Annotated in this window: 16 protein-coding genes; 6 read left to right on the forward strand and 10 right to left on the reverse strand. The window is 68.8% G+C overall.

The window, feature by feature from the left end; translation table 11 throughout:
• The first annotated feature begins 42 nt into the window (after window positions 1-42).
• On the forward strand, window positions 43-2,886 hold the full coding sequence (locus tag G406_RS0100310) for an aconitate hydratase (RefSeq protein ID WP_028932223.1): 2,844 nt from the start codon (window positions 43-45) through the stop codon (window positions 2,884-2,886).
• Between the two features lie 61 nt (window positions 2,887-2,947).
• Here the strand turns inward: G406_RS0100310 and egtD are convergent, their stop codons facing one another.
• The 4 genes from egtD to egtA form a co-directional block, all read right to left on the reverse strand.
• Entirely contained in the window at window positions 2,948-3,919 is a 972-nt protein-coding gene (egtD, locus tag G406_RS0100315; RefSeq protein WP_028932224.1) for an L-histidine N(alpha)-methyltransferase, read from the reverse strand.
• Between the two features lie 412 nt (window positions 3,920-4,331).
• Window positions 4,332-5,120: an ergothioneine biosynthesis protein EgtC gene (gene egtC / locus G406_RS43815; RefSeq protein WP_051341245.1), complete on the reverse strand. Its 789-nt coding sequence runs from the start codon at window positions 5,118-5,120 to the stop codon at window positions 4,332-4,334.
• Window positions 5,121-5,123: 3 nt separating this feature from the next.
• Window positions 5,124-6,494 carry an ergothioneine biosynthesis protein EgtB gene (egtB, locus tag G406_RS0100325; protein WP_028932225.1) on the reverse strand — a complete coding sequence of 457 codons (1,371 nt, stop codon included), beginning with the start codon at window positions 6,492-6,494 and terminating at the stop codon, window positions 5,124-5,126.
• Window positions 6,494-7,813 (reverse strand): ergothioneine biosynthesis glutamate--cysteine ligase EgtA, encoded by a 1,320-nt coding sequence (egtA, locus tag G406_RS43820; RefSeq protein WP_156934615.1) that lies wholly within the window; start codon window positions 7,811-7,813, stop codon window positions 6,494-6,496. The genes egtB and egtA overlap by 1 nt, the downstream gene beginning before the upstream one ends.
• Window positions 7,814-7,940: 127 nt before the next feature.
• Between egtA and G406_RS0100335 the strand changes: the two genes are divergently transcribed.
• Window positions 7,941-8,513: a TetR/AcrR family transcriptional regulator gene (locus tag G406_RS0100335; RefSeq protein ID WP_028932226.1), complete on the forward strand. Its 573-nt coding sequence runs from the start codon at window positions 7,941-7,943 to the stop codon at window positions 8,511-8,513.
• A 35-nt stretch (window positions 8,514-8,548) separates the two neighbouring features.
• On the opposite strand, the gene G406_RS0100340 is transcribed toward G406_RS0100335, so the two are convergent.
• From G406_RS0100340 to G406_RS0100350, 3 genes are all read right to left on the reverse strand, one after another.
• The gene (locus tag G406_RS0100340; RefSeq protein WP_028932227.1) at window positions 8,549-8,917 is read right to left on the reverse strand and encodes a PLD nuclease N-terminal domain-containing protein; all 369 of its coding nucleotides are present in this window, start codon (window positions 8,915-8,917) and stop codon (window positions 8,549-8,551) included.
• A 300-nt stretch (window positions 8,918-9,217) separates the two neighbouring features.
• Window positions 9,218-9,427, reverse strand: a complete 210-nt coding sequence (locus G406_RS0100345; RefSeq protein WP_028932228.1) for a helix-turn-helix domain-containing protein — start codon at window positions 9,425-9,427, stop codon at window positions 9,218-9,220.
• Window positions 9,428-9,617: 190 nt separating this feature from the next.
• The gene (locus tag G406_RS0100350) at window positions 9,618-11,246 is read right to left on the reverse strand and encodes an ABC-F family ATP-binding cassette domain-containing protein (RefSeq protein ID WP_028932229.1); all 1,629 of its coding nucleotides are present in this window, start codon (window positions 11,244-11,246) and stop codon (window positions 9,618-9,620) included.
• A 141-nt stretch (window positions 11,247-11,387) separates the two neighbouring features.
• On the opposite strand from G406_RS0100350, the gene G406_RS0100355 reads away from it, so the two are divergent.
• The 4 genes from G406_RS0100355 (at window position 11,388) to G406_RS43825 (ending at window position 15,067) form a co-directional block, all read left to right on the forward strand.
• Window positions 11,388-12,188 carry an SDR family oxidoreductase gene (locus G406_RS0100355; protein ID WP_037074560.1) on the forward strand — a complete coding sequence of 267 codons (801 nt, stop codon included), beginning with the start codon at window positions 11,388-11,390 and terminating at the stop codon, window positions 12,186-12,188.
• Window positions 12,189-12,302: 114 nt separating this feature from the next.
• Window positions 12,303-13,457 (forward strand): lycopene cyclase family protein, encoded by a 1,155-nt coding sequence (locus G406_RS0100360; protein WP_028932231.1) that lies wholly within the window; start codon window positions 12,303-12,305, stop codon window positions 13,455-13,457.
• A gap of 35 nt (window positions 13,458-13,492) precedes the next feature.
• Window positions 13,493-13,942 (forward strand): universal stress protein, encoded by a 450-nt coding sequence (locus tag G406_RS0100365; RefSeq protein WP_028932232.1) that lies wholly within the window; start codon window positions 13,493-13,495, stop codon window positions 13,940-13,942.
• Window positions 13,943-13,978: 36 nt separating this feature from the next.
• The gene (locus G406_RS43825) at window positions 13,979-15,067 is read left to right on the forward strand and encodes an adenylate/guanylate cyclase domain-containing protein (RefSeq protein ID WP_084215668.1); all 1,089 of its coding nucleotides are present in this window, start codon (window positions 13,979-13,981) and stop codon (window positions 15,065-15,067) included.
• Here the strand turns inward: G406_RS43825 and G406_RS55350 are convergent.
• The 3 genes from G406_RS55350 to sufU all read right to left on the reverse strand — a co-directional run bounded on the left by G406_RS55350 (window position 15,036) and on the right by sufU (window position 16,662).
• Window positions 15,036-15,410 carry a WhiB family transcriptional regulator gene (locus G406_RS55350; RefSeq protein ID WP_084215669.1) on the reverse strand — a complete coding sequence of 125 codons (375 nt, stop codon included), beginning with the start codon at window positions 15,408-15,410 and terminating at the stop codon, window positions 15,036-15,038. The genes G406_RS43825 and G406_RS55350 overlap by 32 nt on opposite strands.
• Before the next feature lie 347 nt (window positions 15,411-15,757).
• Window positions 15,758-16,180, reverse strand: a complete 423-nt coding sequence (locus G406_RS0100375) for a metal-sulfur cluster assembly factor (RefSeq protein WP_028932233.1) — start codon at window positions 16,178-16,180, stop codon at window positions 15,758-15,760.
• Complete coding sequence (gene sufU, locus G406_RS0100380; RefSeq protein WP_028932234.1) at window positions 16,177-16,662, reverse strand: Fe-S cluster assembly sulfur transfer protein SufU; 486 nt, start codon at window positions 16,660-16,662, stop codon at window positions 16,177-16,179. The genes G406_RS0100375 and sufU overlap by 4 nt, the downstream gene beginning before the upstream one ends.

Consider the following 16,662-nt stretch of genomic DNA (forward strand, 5'->3'; position numbering starts at 1 on the left):
GGCCTGATCGGTGAGAATCGGCACTTCAGGAGAGGACGCGACGTGAGTTCCACAGACCCGGCAGGCACTGAGGCCCCGGACAGTTTCGGCGCGCGCGGCACCCTCAGTGTCGGCGGCGTAGACCACGAGATCTTCCGACTGTCCGCCGTCGACGGCGCCGACCGACTGCCCTACAGCCTCAAGGTGCTGCTGGAGAACCTGCTGCGCACCGAGGACGGCGCCAACGTCACCGAGGCGCACATCCGCGCTCTGGCCGGCTGGGATCCCAGCGCCGACCCGGACACCGAGATCCAGTTCACCCCGGCCCGAGTCATCATGCAGGACTTCACCGGTGTGCCCTGCGTGGTCGACCTCGCCACCATGCGCGAGGCCGTCACCGAGCTGGGCGGCGACCCGAGCAAGGTCAACCCGCTGGCGCCCGCCGAGCTGGTCATCGACCACTCGGTGATCATCGACGTGTTCGGCACCCCGGACGCCTTCGAGCGCAACGTCGAGTTCGAGTACGGCCGCAACAAGGAGCGCTACCAGTTCCTGCGCTGGGGCCAGGGCGCGTTCGACGAGTTCAAGGTCGTCCCGCCGGGCACCGGCATCGTGCACCAGGTCAACATCGAGCACCTGGCCCGCACCGTCATGACCCGCAACGGCCAGGCCTACCCGGACACCCTCGTCGGTACCGACAGCCACACCACGATGGTCAACGGCCTCGGTGTGCTGGGCTGGGGCGTCGGCGGTATCGAGGCCGAGGCGGCCATGCTCGGCCAGCCCGTCTCGATGCTCATCCCGAAGGTCGTCGGCTTCAAGCTGACCGGCGAGATCCCGCCGGGCGCGACCGCGACCGACGTGGTCCTGACCATCACCCAGATGCTGCGCAAGCAGGGTGTCGTCGGCAAGTTCGTCGAGTTCTACGGCGAGGGAGTCGCGGCGGTGCCGCTGGCCAACCGCGCCACGATCGGCAACATGAGCCCCGAGTTCGGCTCGACCTGCGCGATCTTCCCGATCGACGACGAGACGATCCGCTACCTGACCCTGACCGGCCGTTCCACCGAGCAGCTCGCGCTCGTCGAGGCCTACGCCAAGGAGCAGGGCCTCTGGCACGACCCGTCGCACGAGGCGCACTACTCGGAGACCCTCGAGCTCGACCTGTCCACGGTCGTTCCCTCGATCGCCGGGCCGAAGCGCCCGCAGGACCGCATCGCACTGTCCGAGTCGAAGGAGGCCTTCCGCAGCGCGCTGGAGGACTACGCCGAGGGCGCGGTCAGCGAGTCGTCGGTCGACGAGTCCAGCAGGGAGAGCTTCCCGGCGAGTGACGCACCGGCCCCGGGCTCCGGCGGCGGGAACGGTGACGGGGCACCCCGTGAGCCGATCTCCGCAGCACACGGCGCACACGGCCGGATCAGCGAGCCGACCCCGGTGAAGCTGGCCGACGGGCGCGAGTTCGAGCTGGACCACGGCGCGGTCGTGATCGCCTCGATCACCTCGTGCACCAACACGTCGAACCCGTCGGTCATGCTCGGCGCGGCGCTGCTGGCCAAGAACGCCGTCGACGCCGGTCTCGCGGTCAAACCGTGGGTCAAGACGTCGATGGCGCCCGGTTCTCAGGTCGTCACCGACTACTACGAGAAGTCCGGTCTCTGGCCCTACCTGGAGAAGCTGGGCTACCACCTGGTCGGCTACGGCTGCACCACATGCATCGGCAACTCGGGCCCGCTGCCCGAGGAGATTTCGGCGGCGGTCAACGAGGCAGACCTGTCGGTCGTCTCGGTGCTGTCCGGCAACCGCAACTTCGAGGGCCGGATCAACCCGGACGTCAAGATGAACTACCTGACGTCGCCGCCGCTGGTCATCGCCTACGCGCTGGCCGGGACGATGGACTTCGACTTCGAGAACCAGCCGCTGGGCACCGGCACCGACGGCAAGGAGATCTTCCTCGCCGACCTGTGGCCGAGCCCGCGTGACGTCCAGGACGTCATCGACAGCTCCATCAGCCAGGAGATGTTCACCAAGGACTACGCCGACGTCTTCAAGGGCGACGACCGGTGGCGCGCGCTGCCCACGCCCGAGGGCAAGGTCTTCGACTGGGACGCCGAGTCGACCTATGTACGCAAGCCCCCGTACTTCGACGGCATGGCCGTCGAGCCGTCCGACGTCACGGACATCTCCGGCGCGCGGGTGCTGGCCCTGCTGGGTGACTCGGTCACGACCGACCACATCTCCCCCGCCGGCGCCATCAAGGCGGGCACCCCGGCCGCGCAGTACCTCAACGACCACGGCATCGACAAGAAGGACTTCAACTCCTACGGGTCCCGCCGAGGCAACCACGAGGTGATGATCCGGGGCACGTTCGCCAACATCCGGCTGCGCAACCAGCTGCTGGACGCGATCGTCGACGGTGGCGTGAGCGGCGGCTACACCCGGGACTTCACCCAGAACGGCGAGCAGGCGTTCATCTACGACGCCGCGCAGAACTACGCCGAGCAGAACACCCCGCTGGTCGTGCTGGGCGGCAAGGAGTACGGGTCCGGCTCGTCGCGTGACTGGGCGGCCAAGGGCACGGCGCTGCTCGGTGTCCGCGCGGTGATCGTCGAGTCGTTCGAGCGGATCCACCGGTCCAACCTGATCGGCATGGGTGTGCTGCCCCTGCAGTTCCCCGAGGGCGAGAGCGCGTCGTCGTTGGGCCTCGACGGCACCGAGACGTTCGACATCAGCGGCGTGACGGCGCTGAACGACGGCTCGACGCCGAGCACGGTGCACGTCACCGCGACCGGTGAGAGCGGCAACAAGGTGGAGTTCGACGCGGTCGTCCGCATCGACACCCCCGGTGAGGCCGACTACTACCGCAACGGCGGCATCCTGCAGTACGTCCTGCGCCGCATGCTCGCTTCCTGAGCCGACGCACAGCAACAGTGCCCTCGTCCGCCTCAGGCGGGCGAGGGCACTGTCGTCTCCGCTAGCGGGCGGTGGCCAGGGACAGCGCGAACCGGTCCTGGGAGTCCGTCCACCATTCGGTGAGCTCGAAACCGGCCGACTCCAGCTCGTCGCGCACCCCGGACCGGCGGAACTTCGCCGAGGTCTCCGTACGCATCTCCTCGCCGACCGCGAACGGCACGTCGAGCCCCAGCTCCGCGACGTGCACGATCATGCTGCGGGTCGCGCGCAGCCGCATCTCGATCCACTCACGCTCGGTGTTCCACAGCGCGAGGTGGGTGAACGCGTCCACGTCGAAGTTCGCGCCCAGCTCACGGTTCAGCACGCGCAGGACGTTCCGATTGAAGTCAGCTGTCACTCCCTGCGCGTCGTCGTAGGCCGGGACCATCACACCCGGGTCGATCACCAGCCCGGTGCCCAGCAACAGCTGCTCCCCTGCCGCGAGCTGTTGCCGGATCGAACGCAGGAAGACCGCCCGGTCGGCGGGTTCCAGGTTGCCGATCGTGCCGCCGAGCAGCGCCAGCATCCGTTTACCCTCGGTGGGGATCTGGCCCAGGTGCCGGGTGAAGTCACCGACGATGCCGTGGATGGAGAGCTGGGGATAGTCCACCGCCAACGCACCCATCGCCTCGCGCAGCGCCGCCTCCGACACGTCCAGCGGTACGTAGCGGCGCAACGTCCCGGTGTCGGCGAGGGCATCGAGCAGCAGGCGGGTCTTCTCCGACGAACCCGATCCCAGCTCGACCAGCGTCTCCGCGCCGGACGCCGCCGCGATCCGCGCGGCGTTCGTGTGCAGAATCTCCCGCTCGGCATTGAACGGGTAGTACTCGGGCAGCTGGGTGATCTTCTCGTAGATCTCGCTGCCGGTGGCGTCGTAGAACCATTTCGGCTGGAGGACCTTGGGGATCGCGGTGAGGCCGGTGCGTGCATCGGAGCGCAGCTCCGCCTCCGCGTCGGCCTCGGTGAGATAGATGTCGAGTACAGCGGTGGTCATCTGACTCCTAACCTTTGGGCTGTCCTTCCGGCGGCTTCCGCGCGGAGTTTTTCTGTGACCACCCCGGCTCGCGCAAGCGCTCGCTGGGGTGCTCCCAGAAAAACAAACCTCGTTCCTCGGTTGAGCGCGCGCTTGTTGTCACCCTGGGAGCCGCCCTGGTCGTTGGCGACATTGGTTGCGGACATTCACTACGCCGGCCTTCGCCGGAACTCCTTCGGAGACTCGCGGAGCCGACTTAGCTGTTGTCGACTTAGCTGTTGTCGACTTAGCTGTTGTTGGGTTTGTTGTTGTCGACTTAGCTGTGTTGGGTTTGTTGCTGGGTTGGGGCTGCCTTCGCCGGAACACCGTCTCCAGACTCGCGGAGCTGACTCGGGCAGCAGTGTGCGCAGTGGTCTCACCTGTTCTCCGGTGCTCAGCCGGTGTTGTGGCGGTGTGGGTGGGCTAGCTTCGCGGCGGCGGTGATCGGCACCGTGTCGACGCATCCGGGGCGGCCGATCACGAGATGCCCCTCGGGCACCGGTGTCCAGCCGGACTCGTCGTCGAACGGCTCGGACCCGACCGTCACCGAGCCCGGCGCGGTGCGGGTCACCAGCGAATGACGCCATGCCGTGGCGTAGATCGCGGTGCCGTCGGTGAGCAGCAAGTTCAGCTTCGAGCCCGGCGCCGCCTTCGCCACCGAGGCGACCACGCCCGCCACCGCCTCCTCGGGCTCCTCGCCCGACCGCAGCCGGTGCCGGACCATCGCCCACAGCAGCGCGGAGTCCGTCGGCGCATCGAGGGTCATCAGGTCGGTCACCGGGAGCTCCGCGGCCAGCGCGACGACCGACGACGGCCACCCGGTCACGACGCCGTTGTGGCTGAACAGCCAGCGGCCATCCGTGAACGGGGCGCTGGCCGTGTCCACGACCGGCATGCCCACCGTCGCCGAACGGATCGCGGCGAGCATCGCGCCGGTCTCGGTCGCGGCGGCGATGTCGGCGAAGGACTGGTCGCTCCACAGCGGGCGGTCGACCCGGTACCGGACGGGCGCGGCCGGCCCGGCGCCGGGATACCACCCCACGCCGAACCCGTCCGCGTTGATCGTGCCTCCGCCCCGCATGTCCCGAGGGGCGTAGGACTGCCGGAGCAGCCCGTACTCCGGTGTCAGCATCAGGTCCGCGAGCGGGCGCGCGGGCCCCAGGTAAGCCAGGTGCCGGCACACCCGCTACCCCACCCGCCCGTTGTCGATCTCGCTCGGCGTGGCGTCCCTGGCGCAGCGGAACCCGGAGAAGATCTGCCGCCGGATGGGGTGGTCCCAGTTACGGAAGGTCGCCCGCACGGCCGAGGCGTCCGACCCGAACGAACCACCGCGCAGGACCCGGTAGTCGCCGCCGAAGAACACCTCCGAGTACTCCGGGTACGGGAACATCTCGAACCCCGGGTACGGATGCCATCCCGAGGACGTCCATTCCCACACGTCACCGATCAGCTGGTGGACGCCCAGCGCCGATGCTCCCCCCGGGTACGCGCCGACCGGCGCCGGTCCGAGGTGCCGCTGCCCCAGGTTGGCGTGCCGCGGTGTGGGTTCCTCGTCACCCCACGGGTACCTGCGGGAACGCCCTGTCTCGTGGTCCCACCGGGCGGCCTTCTCCCACTCGGCCTCCGTCGGCAGCCGACGGCCGGCCCACGCCGCGAAGGCCCGCGCCTCGTGGAAGCAGACGTGCACGACCGGCTCGTCCGACCGGACCGGCTCGAGCACACCGAACCTGCGCCGCCACCACTCACCGGTCGAGTCGCGCTGCCAGAACGCGGGGGCCTCCAGACCCACCTCACCCCGGTGCTGCCAGCCTTCCGTGCTCCACCAGCGCGGGTCCTCGTAGCCGCCCGCCGCGATGAACTCCGCGTACTGACCGTTCGTGACCGGTGTGGCGTCGATCACGAACGCCGGCAGCTCGACCCGGTGGGCCGGCCGCTCGTTGTCCAGCGCCCACGGCTCGGTCGAGGTACCCATGCTGAACGCCCCAGCCGGGACGAAGACCTCGGCGGGGATGGGTCCACCGACTGGCTCCGGTACCGGTTCGCCATGCAGCACCGGTGCGCCGGACCGGAGCTGATGGGTCGCCAGCATCGTCTCGTCGTGCTGCTGCTCGTGCTGCACGATCATGCCGAAGGCGAAGGCGTGCTCCTCCAGCCGCCGACCCGCGAGCGGGCTGTGTTCCAGTGCGTCCAGCGCCCGGTTCCGGACGTCCGCGACATAGCTGCGCGTCTCCCCCGGGGTCAGCAGCGGAAGGTCGACGCGGCTGGCCCTCGAGTGCTGGAACGCGTCGTAGAGCCCGTCGATCTCCGGGCGCAGCGGCTCCCGTCCGCCCACGTCACGGACCAGCCACAGCTCCTCCTGGCTGCCGATGTGCGCCAGGTCCCACACCAGCGGCGACATGAGCGGCGAGTGCTGACGGACCAGGTCCGTCTCGTCGACCGCCTCGGTCAGCGCGGTGCTGCGGGCCCGGCTGCGCCCCAGCTCACGCGCCACGTGACTACGGAGCTGCTCGGCCGTCAGCTCGTTCATCGGCGTACGGGTCTCCGGTTGCGCGGTCATCAGGCCCTCCTGTTCGACGTGGTGTCGGAATCGTTCGGTCGTGCACCGGCCAGCACCGAGTCGGCCGGACAGCGCGCGCGCAGGACGTGTCTTTCGATGAACCGTTCCACCCGCTCGCGGACCTCCCCCGGCCCGATCAGGCCCGGCAGCGCTTCGGCGGCCAGCGTGAAAACGGTGACCGCGGCCCTGGCCAGCTCCGGATCGGCCAGACCGTGCCGCGCCGCGTCGGTCCAGCGGCCCGCAACCGGCAGGCAGGCATCGGCCGCCGCCGATGTCGTCGCCGGGTTCGACATCAGCGCGGCGAGCACGGCGACCGGCACGATCCAGTCGTCACCGGCCTGGGCGTCGATGTAGCGCACCTCGACGTGGCCCTGTGCCCGCACCGGCGGGAACAGCGTGCTCAGATGTAGGTCCAGGTCGTCGGTCGTGGGTGGCTGGGGCAGTGCGCCGGCCAGCCAGCCGCCGAACGTGACGCCGGGCGGCGCCTCCCAGGACTGCTCGGAACGACGCAGGCAGATCAGCCCGGCGTCCATCGCGCGCCGCGCGTAGGCACCGACCGGGTCGTCCTCGACCGGATCGGGCGGCGCCGTCCTCGGTGGGTCCAGCGCCAGCCACACCGCCATGCGCGAGGACTTCCAGCCGGTCCGCCTGCCGTGCAGCTCCGGAGAGTTGGCGAACGCGGCGACCAACACCGGGCCCAACAGCTGCAGAGCCGACCACCGCAGTGACAGGTCGGACCGCTCCCCGAGGTCGAGGCTGGGCTGGACCGCCGCCGTGGAACACATCATGCTGCGGCCCTCGGTGCCCAACCGGTCGAACGCGGCTTCCATCGCGGCGTAGCGAGGAACGGTGAGCAGGCGGTGCGGTGTGGAGACCGGATCGGCCGCGAAGGGCCAGGGACTCAAATCCTGCGCGGCGAGCCGACCGAGCAGGTACGACGCATCGGACCGGGCGGCGTCGACCAGGGCCTGAAGCGTGTCGAACGGACGAGTGGCGAGCTCCACCTGACCGCCGGGCTCGACCGTGACGGCGGACCCCAGGGGCAAGGCGGACGACGGCGAGGACGGATCAAGACTGGGCGGGGTGTGCGGACCGAGCGCGGCGACGAGCGAAGCCACATCTAATCGGCCCGCGGCTGTCGACCGGCGGGCGAGGAGCCACTCGAGCTCCACACCGAGCAACCGGGGCGGCCCGTGCTTGAAACAGACCGAGGCGACGTACGCCTCAGCCTCCTCACGACTGCGCAACACCTGCACGGCGCGACCGACCAGGTTCGACCTGCTCGTCCGCGCCTGCGAGGCAACGGCTTCAGCTGACACGACCCCACACTCCCGCTCTCGCCCTCTGGAAAATCGACGCTACACAACGGCACCGACAAAAGCAGGGCATCTCAGTTCCGTCAGCGTCACGTAATACGCCCATACGGCTTGCGGATACGCTGGGTACATGCCCCGCGTCAGTGCAGGCCACCTGGCCGCTCGCCGCGAGCAGATCCTGGACGGCGCCCGGGCCTGCTTCAGCCGGTTCGGCTACGAAGGAGCGACGGTCCGCAGGCTGGAGGAGGCGACCGGGTTGTCCCGGGGCGCGATCTTCCACCACTTCCGCGACAAGGACTCACTGTTCCTCGAGCTGGCCCACCAGGATGCCCGGCGGATGGCCCAGGTCGTCGCCGAGCAGGGCATGGTCCAGGTCATGCGTGACGTGCTCGCCGACGCGGCCACCGGCGGCACCGGCATCAGCTGGTTGGGCACCCGGCTGGAGGTGTCTCGCAGACTGCGTACGGACGAGAAGTTCCGCGCGGACTGGGAGCAGCAGGCGGGGCAGCTGACGGATGCGATCCGAGGCCGCCTTGAGCGTCAGCGCGAGGCGGGTGTGGTGCGTCCCGACGTCCCGGTCGGTGTGCTGACCCGATATCTGGAACTGGCCTTCGAGGGCCTCGTCTCCCATTTGGCGATGGGGCTTCCCGCCGACGATCTGCGCGCGGTTCTGGACGTCGTGGAGAACAGCGTCCGCAAATAGGCGACGTCCGTCGACAGGAACGGCGAGCGGGTGCGCTATGCGTCGTTCTCCCGCGCCTTTCGACGCTGCTCCTCGGCGCGTTCCCGGCAACGACGCAGGAACTCGGCGTCCGACTCCGGGTTCTCGGAGGAGAACCGGCCCGGCCGGTCGTACTCCGGAAACTCCGGTGCCCGGCGCTCGTGGACCGACGCGGTTCGGAGACGACCGATGACGTGACCGGCACCGCGATTCGGCCGGCCGAATGCGAGCCAGCATACCGAGCCGACCAGCATGAAGAGGAACACGATGACGAGCCAGGCAATCCTCGGCAGGTTGCGGCAGTCGCTCTCGGCCGTGGTGAGGACGTCGACGAGACAGAAGATCCACAGAATGAACACGGCCATGCTGAAGTACAGGTAGAGCATGAGTCCCCCCGGTAGTGCGACTCCCCACTATGACGGAGCACAGTGGTAGCACATCGCGGTCATGCTCAATGACGGAATCGGTGAAACTCCCCGTGCCGGCGCGTGTTCTCCCAGTTCGCCACGAACCAGAAACCACATTGCTTTGTCAAGCAACAACCACGGGAGAGAAAAGAACTCCGACTCCGCACGGTGTGGTGGTGGCGCGAACCGACACGACTGTTCACGGAGGGCATGACCCACTCGGTCAGCCCGGCCCGGTCCAGCCGGTCGTTTCCGCCCCGCCCTCGAACGAAGAGGAAGCTACTTCTTCTTCGTCCGAGTCGCGCCTCCGCGACCCCGGAGCGTCACCCCGGTCTCACTGAGGACCCGGTGCACGAAACCGTAGGACCGGCCGGTCTGTTCCGCGAGCGCCCGGATACTGGCGCCCTTCTCGTACTTCTTCTTCAGGTCGGTCGCTAACTTGTCACGTTGGGTCCCGGTGATGCGGGCACCCTTCTTCAGGTCGGCCACGCGGTCGGCCCTCCTTCGCCGATAGCAGGACTTCTGAGCGAAATCCCCTGGTGGCGCCATCATGATCTACCGAACCCGATCAACGCCAGGAGATCGACACAGAGATCGGCGAACGGTTCGGCCGAATGGCTTCCGCGTCTGGGTGATCATTGTGCGCGTTCGGGTGATCACGTACTGCTGACCACTTGATCTACGCGAGATCGACCAGTTCCAGGTACTCGGCGGACCAGTGGTCCTCCGTGCCGTCGGGAAGAACGATCACCCGCTCGGGGTTCAGGGCGCGGGCCGCACCGGGATCGTGGGTCACCAGGACGACGGCGCCCTCGTACCGCCGAAGAGCGTCGAGCACCTGCTCGCGGCTGATCGGATCCAGGTTGTTCGTCGGCTCGTCCAGCAGCAGCACGTTGGCCGCCGAGCTCACCAGTCCGGCCAGGGCCAACCTGGTCTTCTCACCGCCGGAGAGTGTGCCCGCCTGCTGCTTCAGCTGCTCACCGGAGAACAGGAAGGCACCGAGCAGGGTCCGCAGCCGCTGCTCGGGGGTGTCCGGAGCGGCGTGCCGGATGCAGTCCCACACGGAGGACTCCAGATCGAGCGTGTCGTGCTCCTGGGCGTAGTACCCGAGCTTCAACCCGTGCCCGGGAATGACCTCTCCACTGTCCGGCTGCTCGGTGCCGGCCAGCAACCGCAGCAGCGTCGTCTTGCCTGCGCCGTTGAGCCCGAGCACGACCACCCGGCTGCCCCGGTCCACCGCGAGGTCGACGCCGGCGAAGATCTCCAGCGAGCCGTACGACTTGGCGAGGCCCTCGGCGGTCAACGGTGTACGGCCACACGGAGCCGGCTCGGGGAACCGGATCTTCGCGACCTTCTCGTTCTGCCGCGTCGGCTCCAGGCCCGCCAGCAGCGTGTCCGCGCGGCGAGCCATGTTCTTGGCGGCGACCGCCTTGGTCGCCTTGGCGCCCATCTTGGCGGCCTGCAGGTTGAGTGCCGCCGCCTTCTTCTCCGCGTTGGCCCGCTCCCGGCGACGGCGCTTCTCGTCCGTGGCGCGTGCTTCCAGGTACCGCTTCCAGGACAGGTTGTAGCCGTCGATCTCGCTGCGGGTCGTGTCCAGGTACCAGACCTTGTTAACCACGGCGTCCAGCAGATCGGTGTCGTGGCTGATCACCACGAGACCGCCCTCGTGGCGCTGCAGGAACGAACGAAGCCAGTTGATCGAGTCGGCGTCCAGGTGGTTCGTCGGCTCGTCGAGCAGCAGCGTGGTCGCGGACCGGCCGCCCGCGCCCGCGTCGCTGGCCGCGTACAGGATCCGGGACAGCTCGACCCGGCGCCGCTGACCACCCGACAGGGTCGACAGGGTCTGCTCCAGAACGCGGTCCGGCAGACCGAGGTGCGCGCAGATACGCGCCGCTTCGCTCTCCGCCGCGTAGCCGCCCAGCGCGGCGAAACGCTCTTCGATGCGGCCGTACTCACGCACCGCACGCTCCCGCTGGGCGCCGTCCACGAGCTCGGCCATCGCGGTCTGCGCCTTCTCCATCTCGCGCAGCAGCTCGTCGAGCCCCCGCGCGGAGAGAACACGGTCCTTCGCGGTCACCGAGAGGTCACCCTCACGCGGGTCCTGCGGCAGGTAGCCCACCGCGCTGGTCGCCCCGACCGAACCGCCGTAGGGCTGCCCCTCGCCCGCCAGCACGCGCATCGTGGTCGTCTTGCCCGCGCCGTTACGCCCGACCAGACCGATGCGGTCGCCGGGGGCGATGCGCAGGTTGGCATCCGCGACCAGGATGCGTGCACCGGCACGCAACTCGAGATCGGTTGCAGTGATCATGAAAAAGAGACTCCCAAACAAGGTGGCGGGCAGGGCTGCGCGGCCCGCCAACCGTGACTGGCGGGCATCCAGGCGGCTCAGCTCGTCCGGACCACACATCCATTGTAGGGGACGGTTACCAGCCGATTAGGCTCGGAGCCCATGAGCGACGTCACGTCAACAACCTCCGAACTGTCCGATCTGACCGGCCGCACGGCGATCGTCACCGGCGGCAGCCGCGGCATCGGCTACGCCATCGCCGCCGAGCTGCTCGCCCGGGGTGCGGCGGTCACCATCACCGCACGCAAGCCCGAGGAACTCACCGCCGCGGCCGAGCAGCTGGCCGCGGGCGCTCCCGACGGCGACAAGCGGGTGCTGGCGCTGCAGAGCAACGTGGGCGACGCGACCTCGCGGCACGAGACCGTGGCCACGACCGTGGAGCGGTTCGGCAGCCTCGACATCCTGGTCAACAACGCCGGGGCGAACCCCGTGTACGGCGCGCTGATGGAGGCCGACCTCGACGGCGTCCGCAAGATTTTCGACATCAACGTCGTCGCGGGTCTGGGGTTCCTGCAGGAGGCGTACAAGGCGTGGATGGGCGAGCACGGAGGTGCCGTCGTCAACCTCGCCTCGACCGCCGGTCTGCGCTCCACCGGGGTCATCGCCGCCTACGGTTCGGCGAAGGCCGCGCTCATCCGGCTCACCGAGGAGCTGGCCTGGCAGCTCGGACCGAAGATCCGGGTCAACGCCGTGGCCCCCGCCGTGGTGAAGACCAAGTTCGCCGCTGCGCTGTACACCGACCGCGAGGAGCAGGTGGCCAACGCCTACCCGATGAAGCGGCTCGGCACGCCCGAGGACGTCGCCCGTCTGGTCGGTTTCCTGGTGTCGGACGCGGCGTCGTGGATCACCGGCGAGACGGTCCGGGTGGACGGCGGGGTTCTGTCCACCGGCTCCCTGGGGTAGATCACCGGACCACGGTTTCATGATCACCACCGCGTGGTGGCAGTTTCCGGGCCGCAGAACAGCCACCACGCGGTGGTGATCATGAAAGGCCGACCTCGCGGAGAGAGTTTCGAGATGCTTGATGTGCTCGTTGTGGGGGGTGGGCCCGCCGGACGGGCTGTGGCCGCCTGCTGCGGTGAGCGCGGACTGCGGACCCGGGTGCTGGACATCTCCCCCGGTCGCACGTGGCGCGCGACGTACGGCGCCTGGTTCGACGAGTTGCCGGGCGGCCTGCCCTCCGAGGTGATCGCCGCACAGGTGCGGGGGCGGGCGATCGCGGCCACCGAGCACGATCTGGGACGCGACTACACCGTGTTGAACGTGACGGCGCTGCGCGAGTACCTGGACGCCCGTCTCGACGCGGCCTCGGTGCCGGTCGTGCGGGGGCTGGCCGAGCGCGCCTCGCTGCCGGAGGCGCGGGTGGTGATCGACGCGGGTGGCGGTAGCCAGCCGCTCGCACAGCGACAGCGCCTTAGGGTCCAGGCCGAGCAGACCGCGGTCGGCGTCATCGTGGCCACCGAGGTCGCCGAGGGCCTGGTCCAGCCCGGTGAGGCACTGTTCATGGACTGGCGCGCGGTACCCGGCGCCCCGGCCGGCTGGCCGACCTTCCTCTACGCGGTCCCGCTCGGGCGCGACCGGGTGTTACTGGAGGAGACCTCGCTCGCCCGCCGCCCCGGCCTGGGCTTCGACGAGCTGACCGCCAGATTGCACGCGCGGCTCGCCCACCACGGCATCCGGCCTTCGGAGGACGCCGACCGGGAGCTGGTCCGGTTCCCGCTGGACGTCTTGCCGCACCGGACGCCGGGCGTGCTCGGCTTCGGCGCCGCCGCGCCGCTCACCCATCCCGCGACGGGATATCAGCTGGCCACGGCGTTGACCCTGGCACCGAGGGTGGCCGACGCACTGGCTGAGAACCTCGACGCGGACGCCGCACGACGGGTGCTGTGGCCCCCGGGCGCCCGAGCCACGCACGCCCTGCGCCGCCGCGGCCTCGAGTGCCTCCTGCGGTTACCGGCCGAGCAGGTGCCGCGGTTCTTCGAAGGATTCTTCAGGCTGCCGGCACGGCGGCAACGCGACTATCTCAGTGGCCGGGACGACCCACTCGGGACGGCGGGCGCGATGTGCTCGTTGTTCAGCACAACTGACTGGACTCTCAGACTTCGCCTGATTGGGTCATCCTTGCTGGTCAGCGCGCCTCCCCGTTCGTACGAACGGAGCAGCATGGAGTAGCGTTCGGCGCAATTCCGCAGAGAAGGAGGGCTCAGATGGGCTCATACAAGAAGATCCTTGTCGGTACCGATGGCTCCGACACGTCGATGCTCGCGGTGGACCGCGCGGCCGCCCTCGCCGGCGACAGCGGCGCGGAGCTGGTGATCGTGACCGCATACGAGCCGGCGAGCAAGGAAGAGGTCAAGGCCGCATCCGACGCTCTCAAGTCCGACGCCTACCAGATCGTCGGTTCCGCTCCCGCCGAGAGCGTCCTGCGTGACGCCGCAGACCGTGCCCGTTCCGGCGGTGCGACCAAGGTCGAGACCACCGCGCTGCAGGGCCCCCCGGTCGACGTGCTGGACCAGGCCGTCGCCGACTCGAGCGCTGACCTGCTGGTGGTCGGCAACGTCGGGCTGAACACCCTCACCGGACGCATCCTGGGGTCGGTACCGCAGAGCGTCGCGCGCCGTGCCGGCGTGGACGTTCTGATCGTGCACACCACCTGAGAGCGTCTGGGGAAGGCACCGGTACCGGCTGACCGCATGACCACAGAAGATCCAGCCCGGGACCGGAGTTGGCTGAGCACGCTCGGAAGACTGCTCCCCGGTAGGTCCACACGGACCGCGCCCGCCCAGGACGACCTGTACCAACAGGCCGAGGCGCTCATCCTGGGCGGGCCACGCAAGTACTCACGCACCGACCTCGTCGCCACCACCGGCATCGAGGCGGACTACGCCACCCGAATCTGGCGGTCACTCGGCTTCGCCGAGGTCGGCGACGACGACAAGGTCTTCACCGACGGAGACCTCACGGCATTGCGCAACCTCATGGAGCTGCGCGCGGACGGGTTGGTGCCCGACGGTCTCGAGGAGACCGTGGCGCGGTCGGTGGGCCTGGCCATGGCCGGCCTGGCCAACTGGCAGATCGACATGATCTACCAGCTCGTCGACTACGGGCACAACGATCTCACTGCTCGCCAGATCATCGACATCGGCGACGAGGTACTGCCGCTGCTGAAAGAGATGCAGACCTACGTGTGGCGGCGTCACCTCGCCGCCGCGGCGGGCAGGCTGCTGACCGGCATGCCGGGTCAGTCCGACACCCGCGAGCTGGTCATCGGCTTCGCCGACATGGTCGGTTTCACCAGGGCGTCCCGGCAGCTGAGCCCGGCCGAGCTGAGCGCGCTCATCGAGGAGTTCCAGAACGTGACCTCCGACGTCGTCGCGCACGGCCACGGAAGGGTGGTCAAGACGGTCGGCGACGAGGTGCTGTTCGTCGCCGACCAGCCGGCGGATGGCGCCGAGATCGCGCTGACCCTGCTCGAACGGCTCGCCGAGTCCCCGACGTTGCCCGAACTCCGCATCGGGCTTGCCGTCGGGCCGGTGACCAGCCGGTTCGGCGACGTCTACGGCGAAGTGGTCAACATCGCCGCCCGACTCACCACCAACGCGCGGCCCGGCCGTATCCTGGTCGACCGCAACCTGGCCGCGGTGCTGGAGAACGACAGCCGGTTCCACGTCCGCGTGCGTCGTCCGCTCGCGGTGCGTGGATACCGGCATCTCCAGTCATGGGGCCTGACCCGCGCCAGGAACTCGGACATCAGGCGACAGTCGACTCCTGAATCTTCGTAGGACGACCCCGACCGCGTTTGAACGGGATGACCCGCCCGCGCTCGAAGATCTCTCCACCCCAGACGCCCCAGGGCTCACGTCGATTCAGCGCACCGTCCAAGCACTGCCTCTTGATCGGGCACTCGCGGCACAGCGCCTGAGCCCGACCGAGCTGGTCGGGACGCTCGGCGAACCACAGGTCAGCGCTTTCGCTACTGCACGGCAGCTCGACGTCGGCACCGGGCGCGCCGGCCAGCAGCCCGCCCAGATCTGGTGTGAGAGTGACACTTTGTCCACCCAACGGCAGGCTGGCGCCTTCGGGCGGAATCTTCGCGACGAACACAGCAACTACCCCCTCAATCATTGAGCGACACCAGTCGCTCAGTAACTGAGCCTGCCCTGTGAAGGCGATGAGGTCGTCCCTCTCACGGACCGATCCATCTCCTTCTTAAGGTGGACCTAACGGTGTCCACGAGGATGAGGGAGAGGTAAACCGCGAGGAGCCACGGCGCCACGACAAGGGCGACGCGCCGTGAGTAGTACGGAAGTAGTACCGCTAACGGACTATGACGCTAGCAGCGACCCCGTCGAAGGCCTACGTCATATTCCGCGGATTTGGTTGAGAGCCATCCATATCACCCGTTCGGGCGTGTAGGCACGCAACAGCGCCCGGCGCGATCGCACCGGGCGCTGCAGATGAACTTCTGATGATCAGACGGTGAACCCGAGTGCTCGCAGCTGCTCGCGGCCGTCCTCGGTGATCTTGTCGGGACCCCACGGCGGCATCCAGACCCAGTTGATCTTGACGTCGTCGACCAGACCGCCACCCGGCGAGTTGATCAGAGCGGACCGGGTCTGGTCCTCGATCACGTCGGTCAGCGGACAGGCCGCCGACGTGAGCGTCATGTCCACCAGGGCGACCCGGCTCTCGTCGACCCGGATGTCGTAGACCAGGCCGAGATCGACGACGTTGATGCCCAGCTCGGGGTCGACGACATCGCGCATCGCCTCTTCGAGCTCGTCGAGGCTCGGTACCTTGCCCGACGTCTTCGGTGGTTCCGGCATGCCGGCGGCGCCGCGCACCACCTCGGTGTCGTCGGCGGTCGGTGTGGTGTCGGTCTGTGCGTCAGTCATTGCTTCACTCCGTTCGTTCCCGGCGAGCCGGCTCCATCGGTCACCCGGACGACCGCGTCCTTGAACGCCATCCAGCCGAGCAGCGCGCATTTCACCCTCGCCGGGTACTTGGCCACCCCGGCGAAGGCGACGCCGTCGCCCAGCACGTCCTCATCCGGTTCGACGGTGCCTCGACTCTGCACCATCTCCTGGAACGCATCCAGTGTCCGCATCGATTCCGTGACACCGCGCCCGACCACTAGATCGGTGAGCACCGACGCGGCGGCCTGGCTGATCGAGCAGCCCAGCGCGTCGTAGGACACGTCGGCGACGACGTCCTCGCCCTCGGAGTCCTTCTTGATCGCCACGCGGAGGGTGATCTCGTCGCCGCAGGTCGGATTGACCTGGAAGGACTCGGCATCGAACGGCTCCCGCAGACCCGCGCCATGCGGGTTGCGGTAATGGTCCAGGATGATCTCCTGGTACATCTGGTTCAGCTGCAT

It is taken from the genome of Actinospineispora spinosispora DSM 44797 (genome assembly GCF_000429025.1).
Lineage (GTDB): Bacteria > Actinomycetota > Actinomycetes > Mycobacteriales > Pseudonocardiaceae > Pseudonocardia > Pseudonocardia spinosispora.

Coding starts and splice junctions, on each gene's coding strand:
- egtD (WP_028932224.1), bottom strand. CDS start 3,919: ATGACCACCGCTGTACTCGACATCTATCTCACCGAGGCCGACGCGGAG.
- egtB (WP_028932225.1), bottom strand. CDS start 6,494: ATGACCGCGCAACCGGAGACCCGTACGCCGATGAACGAGCTGACGGCC.
- G406_RS0100335 (WP_028932226.1), top strand. CDS start 7,941: ATGCCCCGCGTCAGTGCAGGCCACCTGGCCGCTCGCCGCGAGCAGATC.
- G406_RS0100340 (WP_028932227.1), bottom strand. CDS start 8,917: ATGCTCTACCTGTACTTCAGCATGGCCGTGTTCATTCTGTGGATCTTC.
- G406_RS0100350 (WP_028932229.1), bottom strand. CDS start 11,246: ATGATCACTGCAACCGATCTCGAGTTGCGTGCCGGTGCACGCATCCTG.
- G406_RS0100355 (WP_037074560.1), top strand. CDS start 11,388: ATGAGCGACGTCACGTCAACAACCTCCGAACTGTCCGATCTGACCGGC.
- G406_RS0100360 (WP_028932231.1), top strand. CDS start 12,303: ATGCTTGATGTGCTCGTTGTGGGGGGTGGGCCCGCCGGACGGGCTGTG.
- G406_RS0100365 (WP_028932232.1), top strand. CDS start 13,493: ATGGGCTCATACAAGAAGATCCTTGTCGGTACCGATGGCTCCGACACG.
- G406_RS43825 (WP_084215668.1), top strand. CDS start 13,979: ATGACCACAGAAGATCCAGCCCGGGACCGGAGTTGGCTGAGCACGCTC.
- G406_RS55350 (WP_084215669.1), bottom strand. CDS start 15,410: ATGATTGAGGGGGTAGTTGCTGTGTTCGTCGCGAAGATTCCGCCCGAA.
- G406_RS0100375 (WP_028932233.1), bottom strand. CDS start 16,180: ATGACTGACGCACAGACCGACACCACACCGACCGCCGACGACACCGAG.
- sufU (WP_028932234.1), bottom strand. CDS start 16,662: ATGCAGCTGAACCAGATGTACCAGGAGATCATCCTGGACCATTACCGC.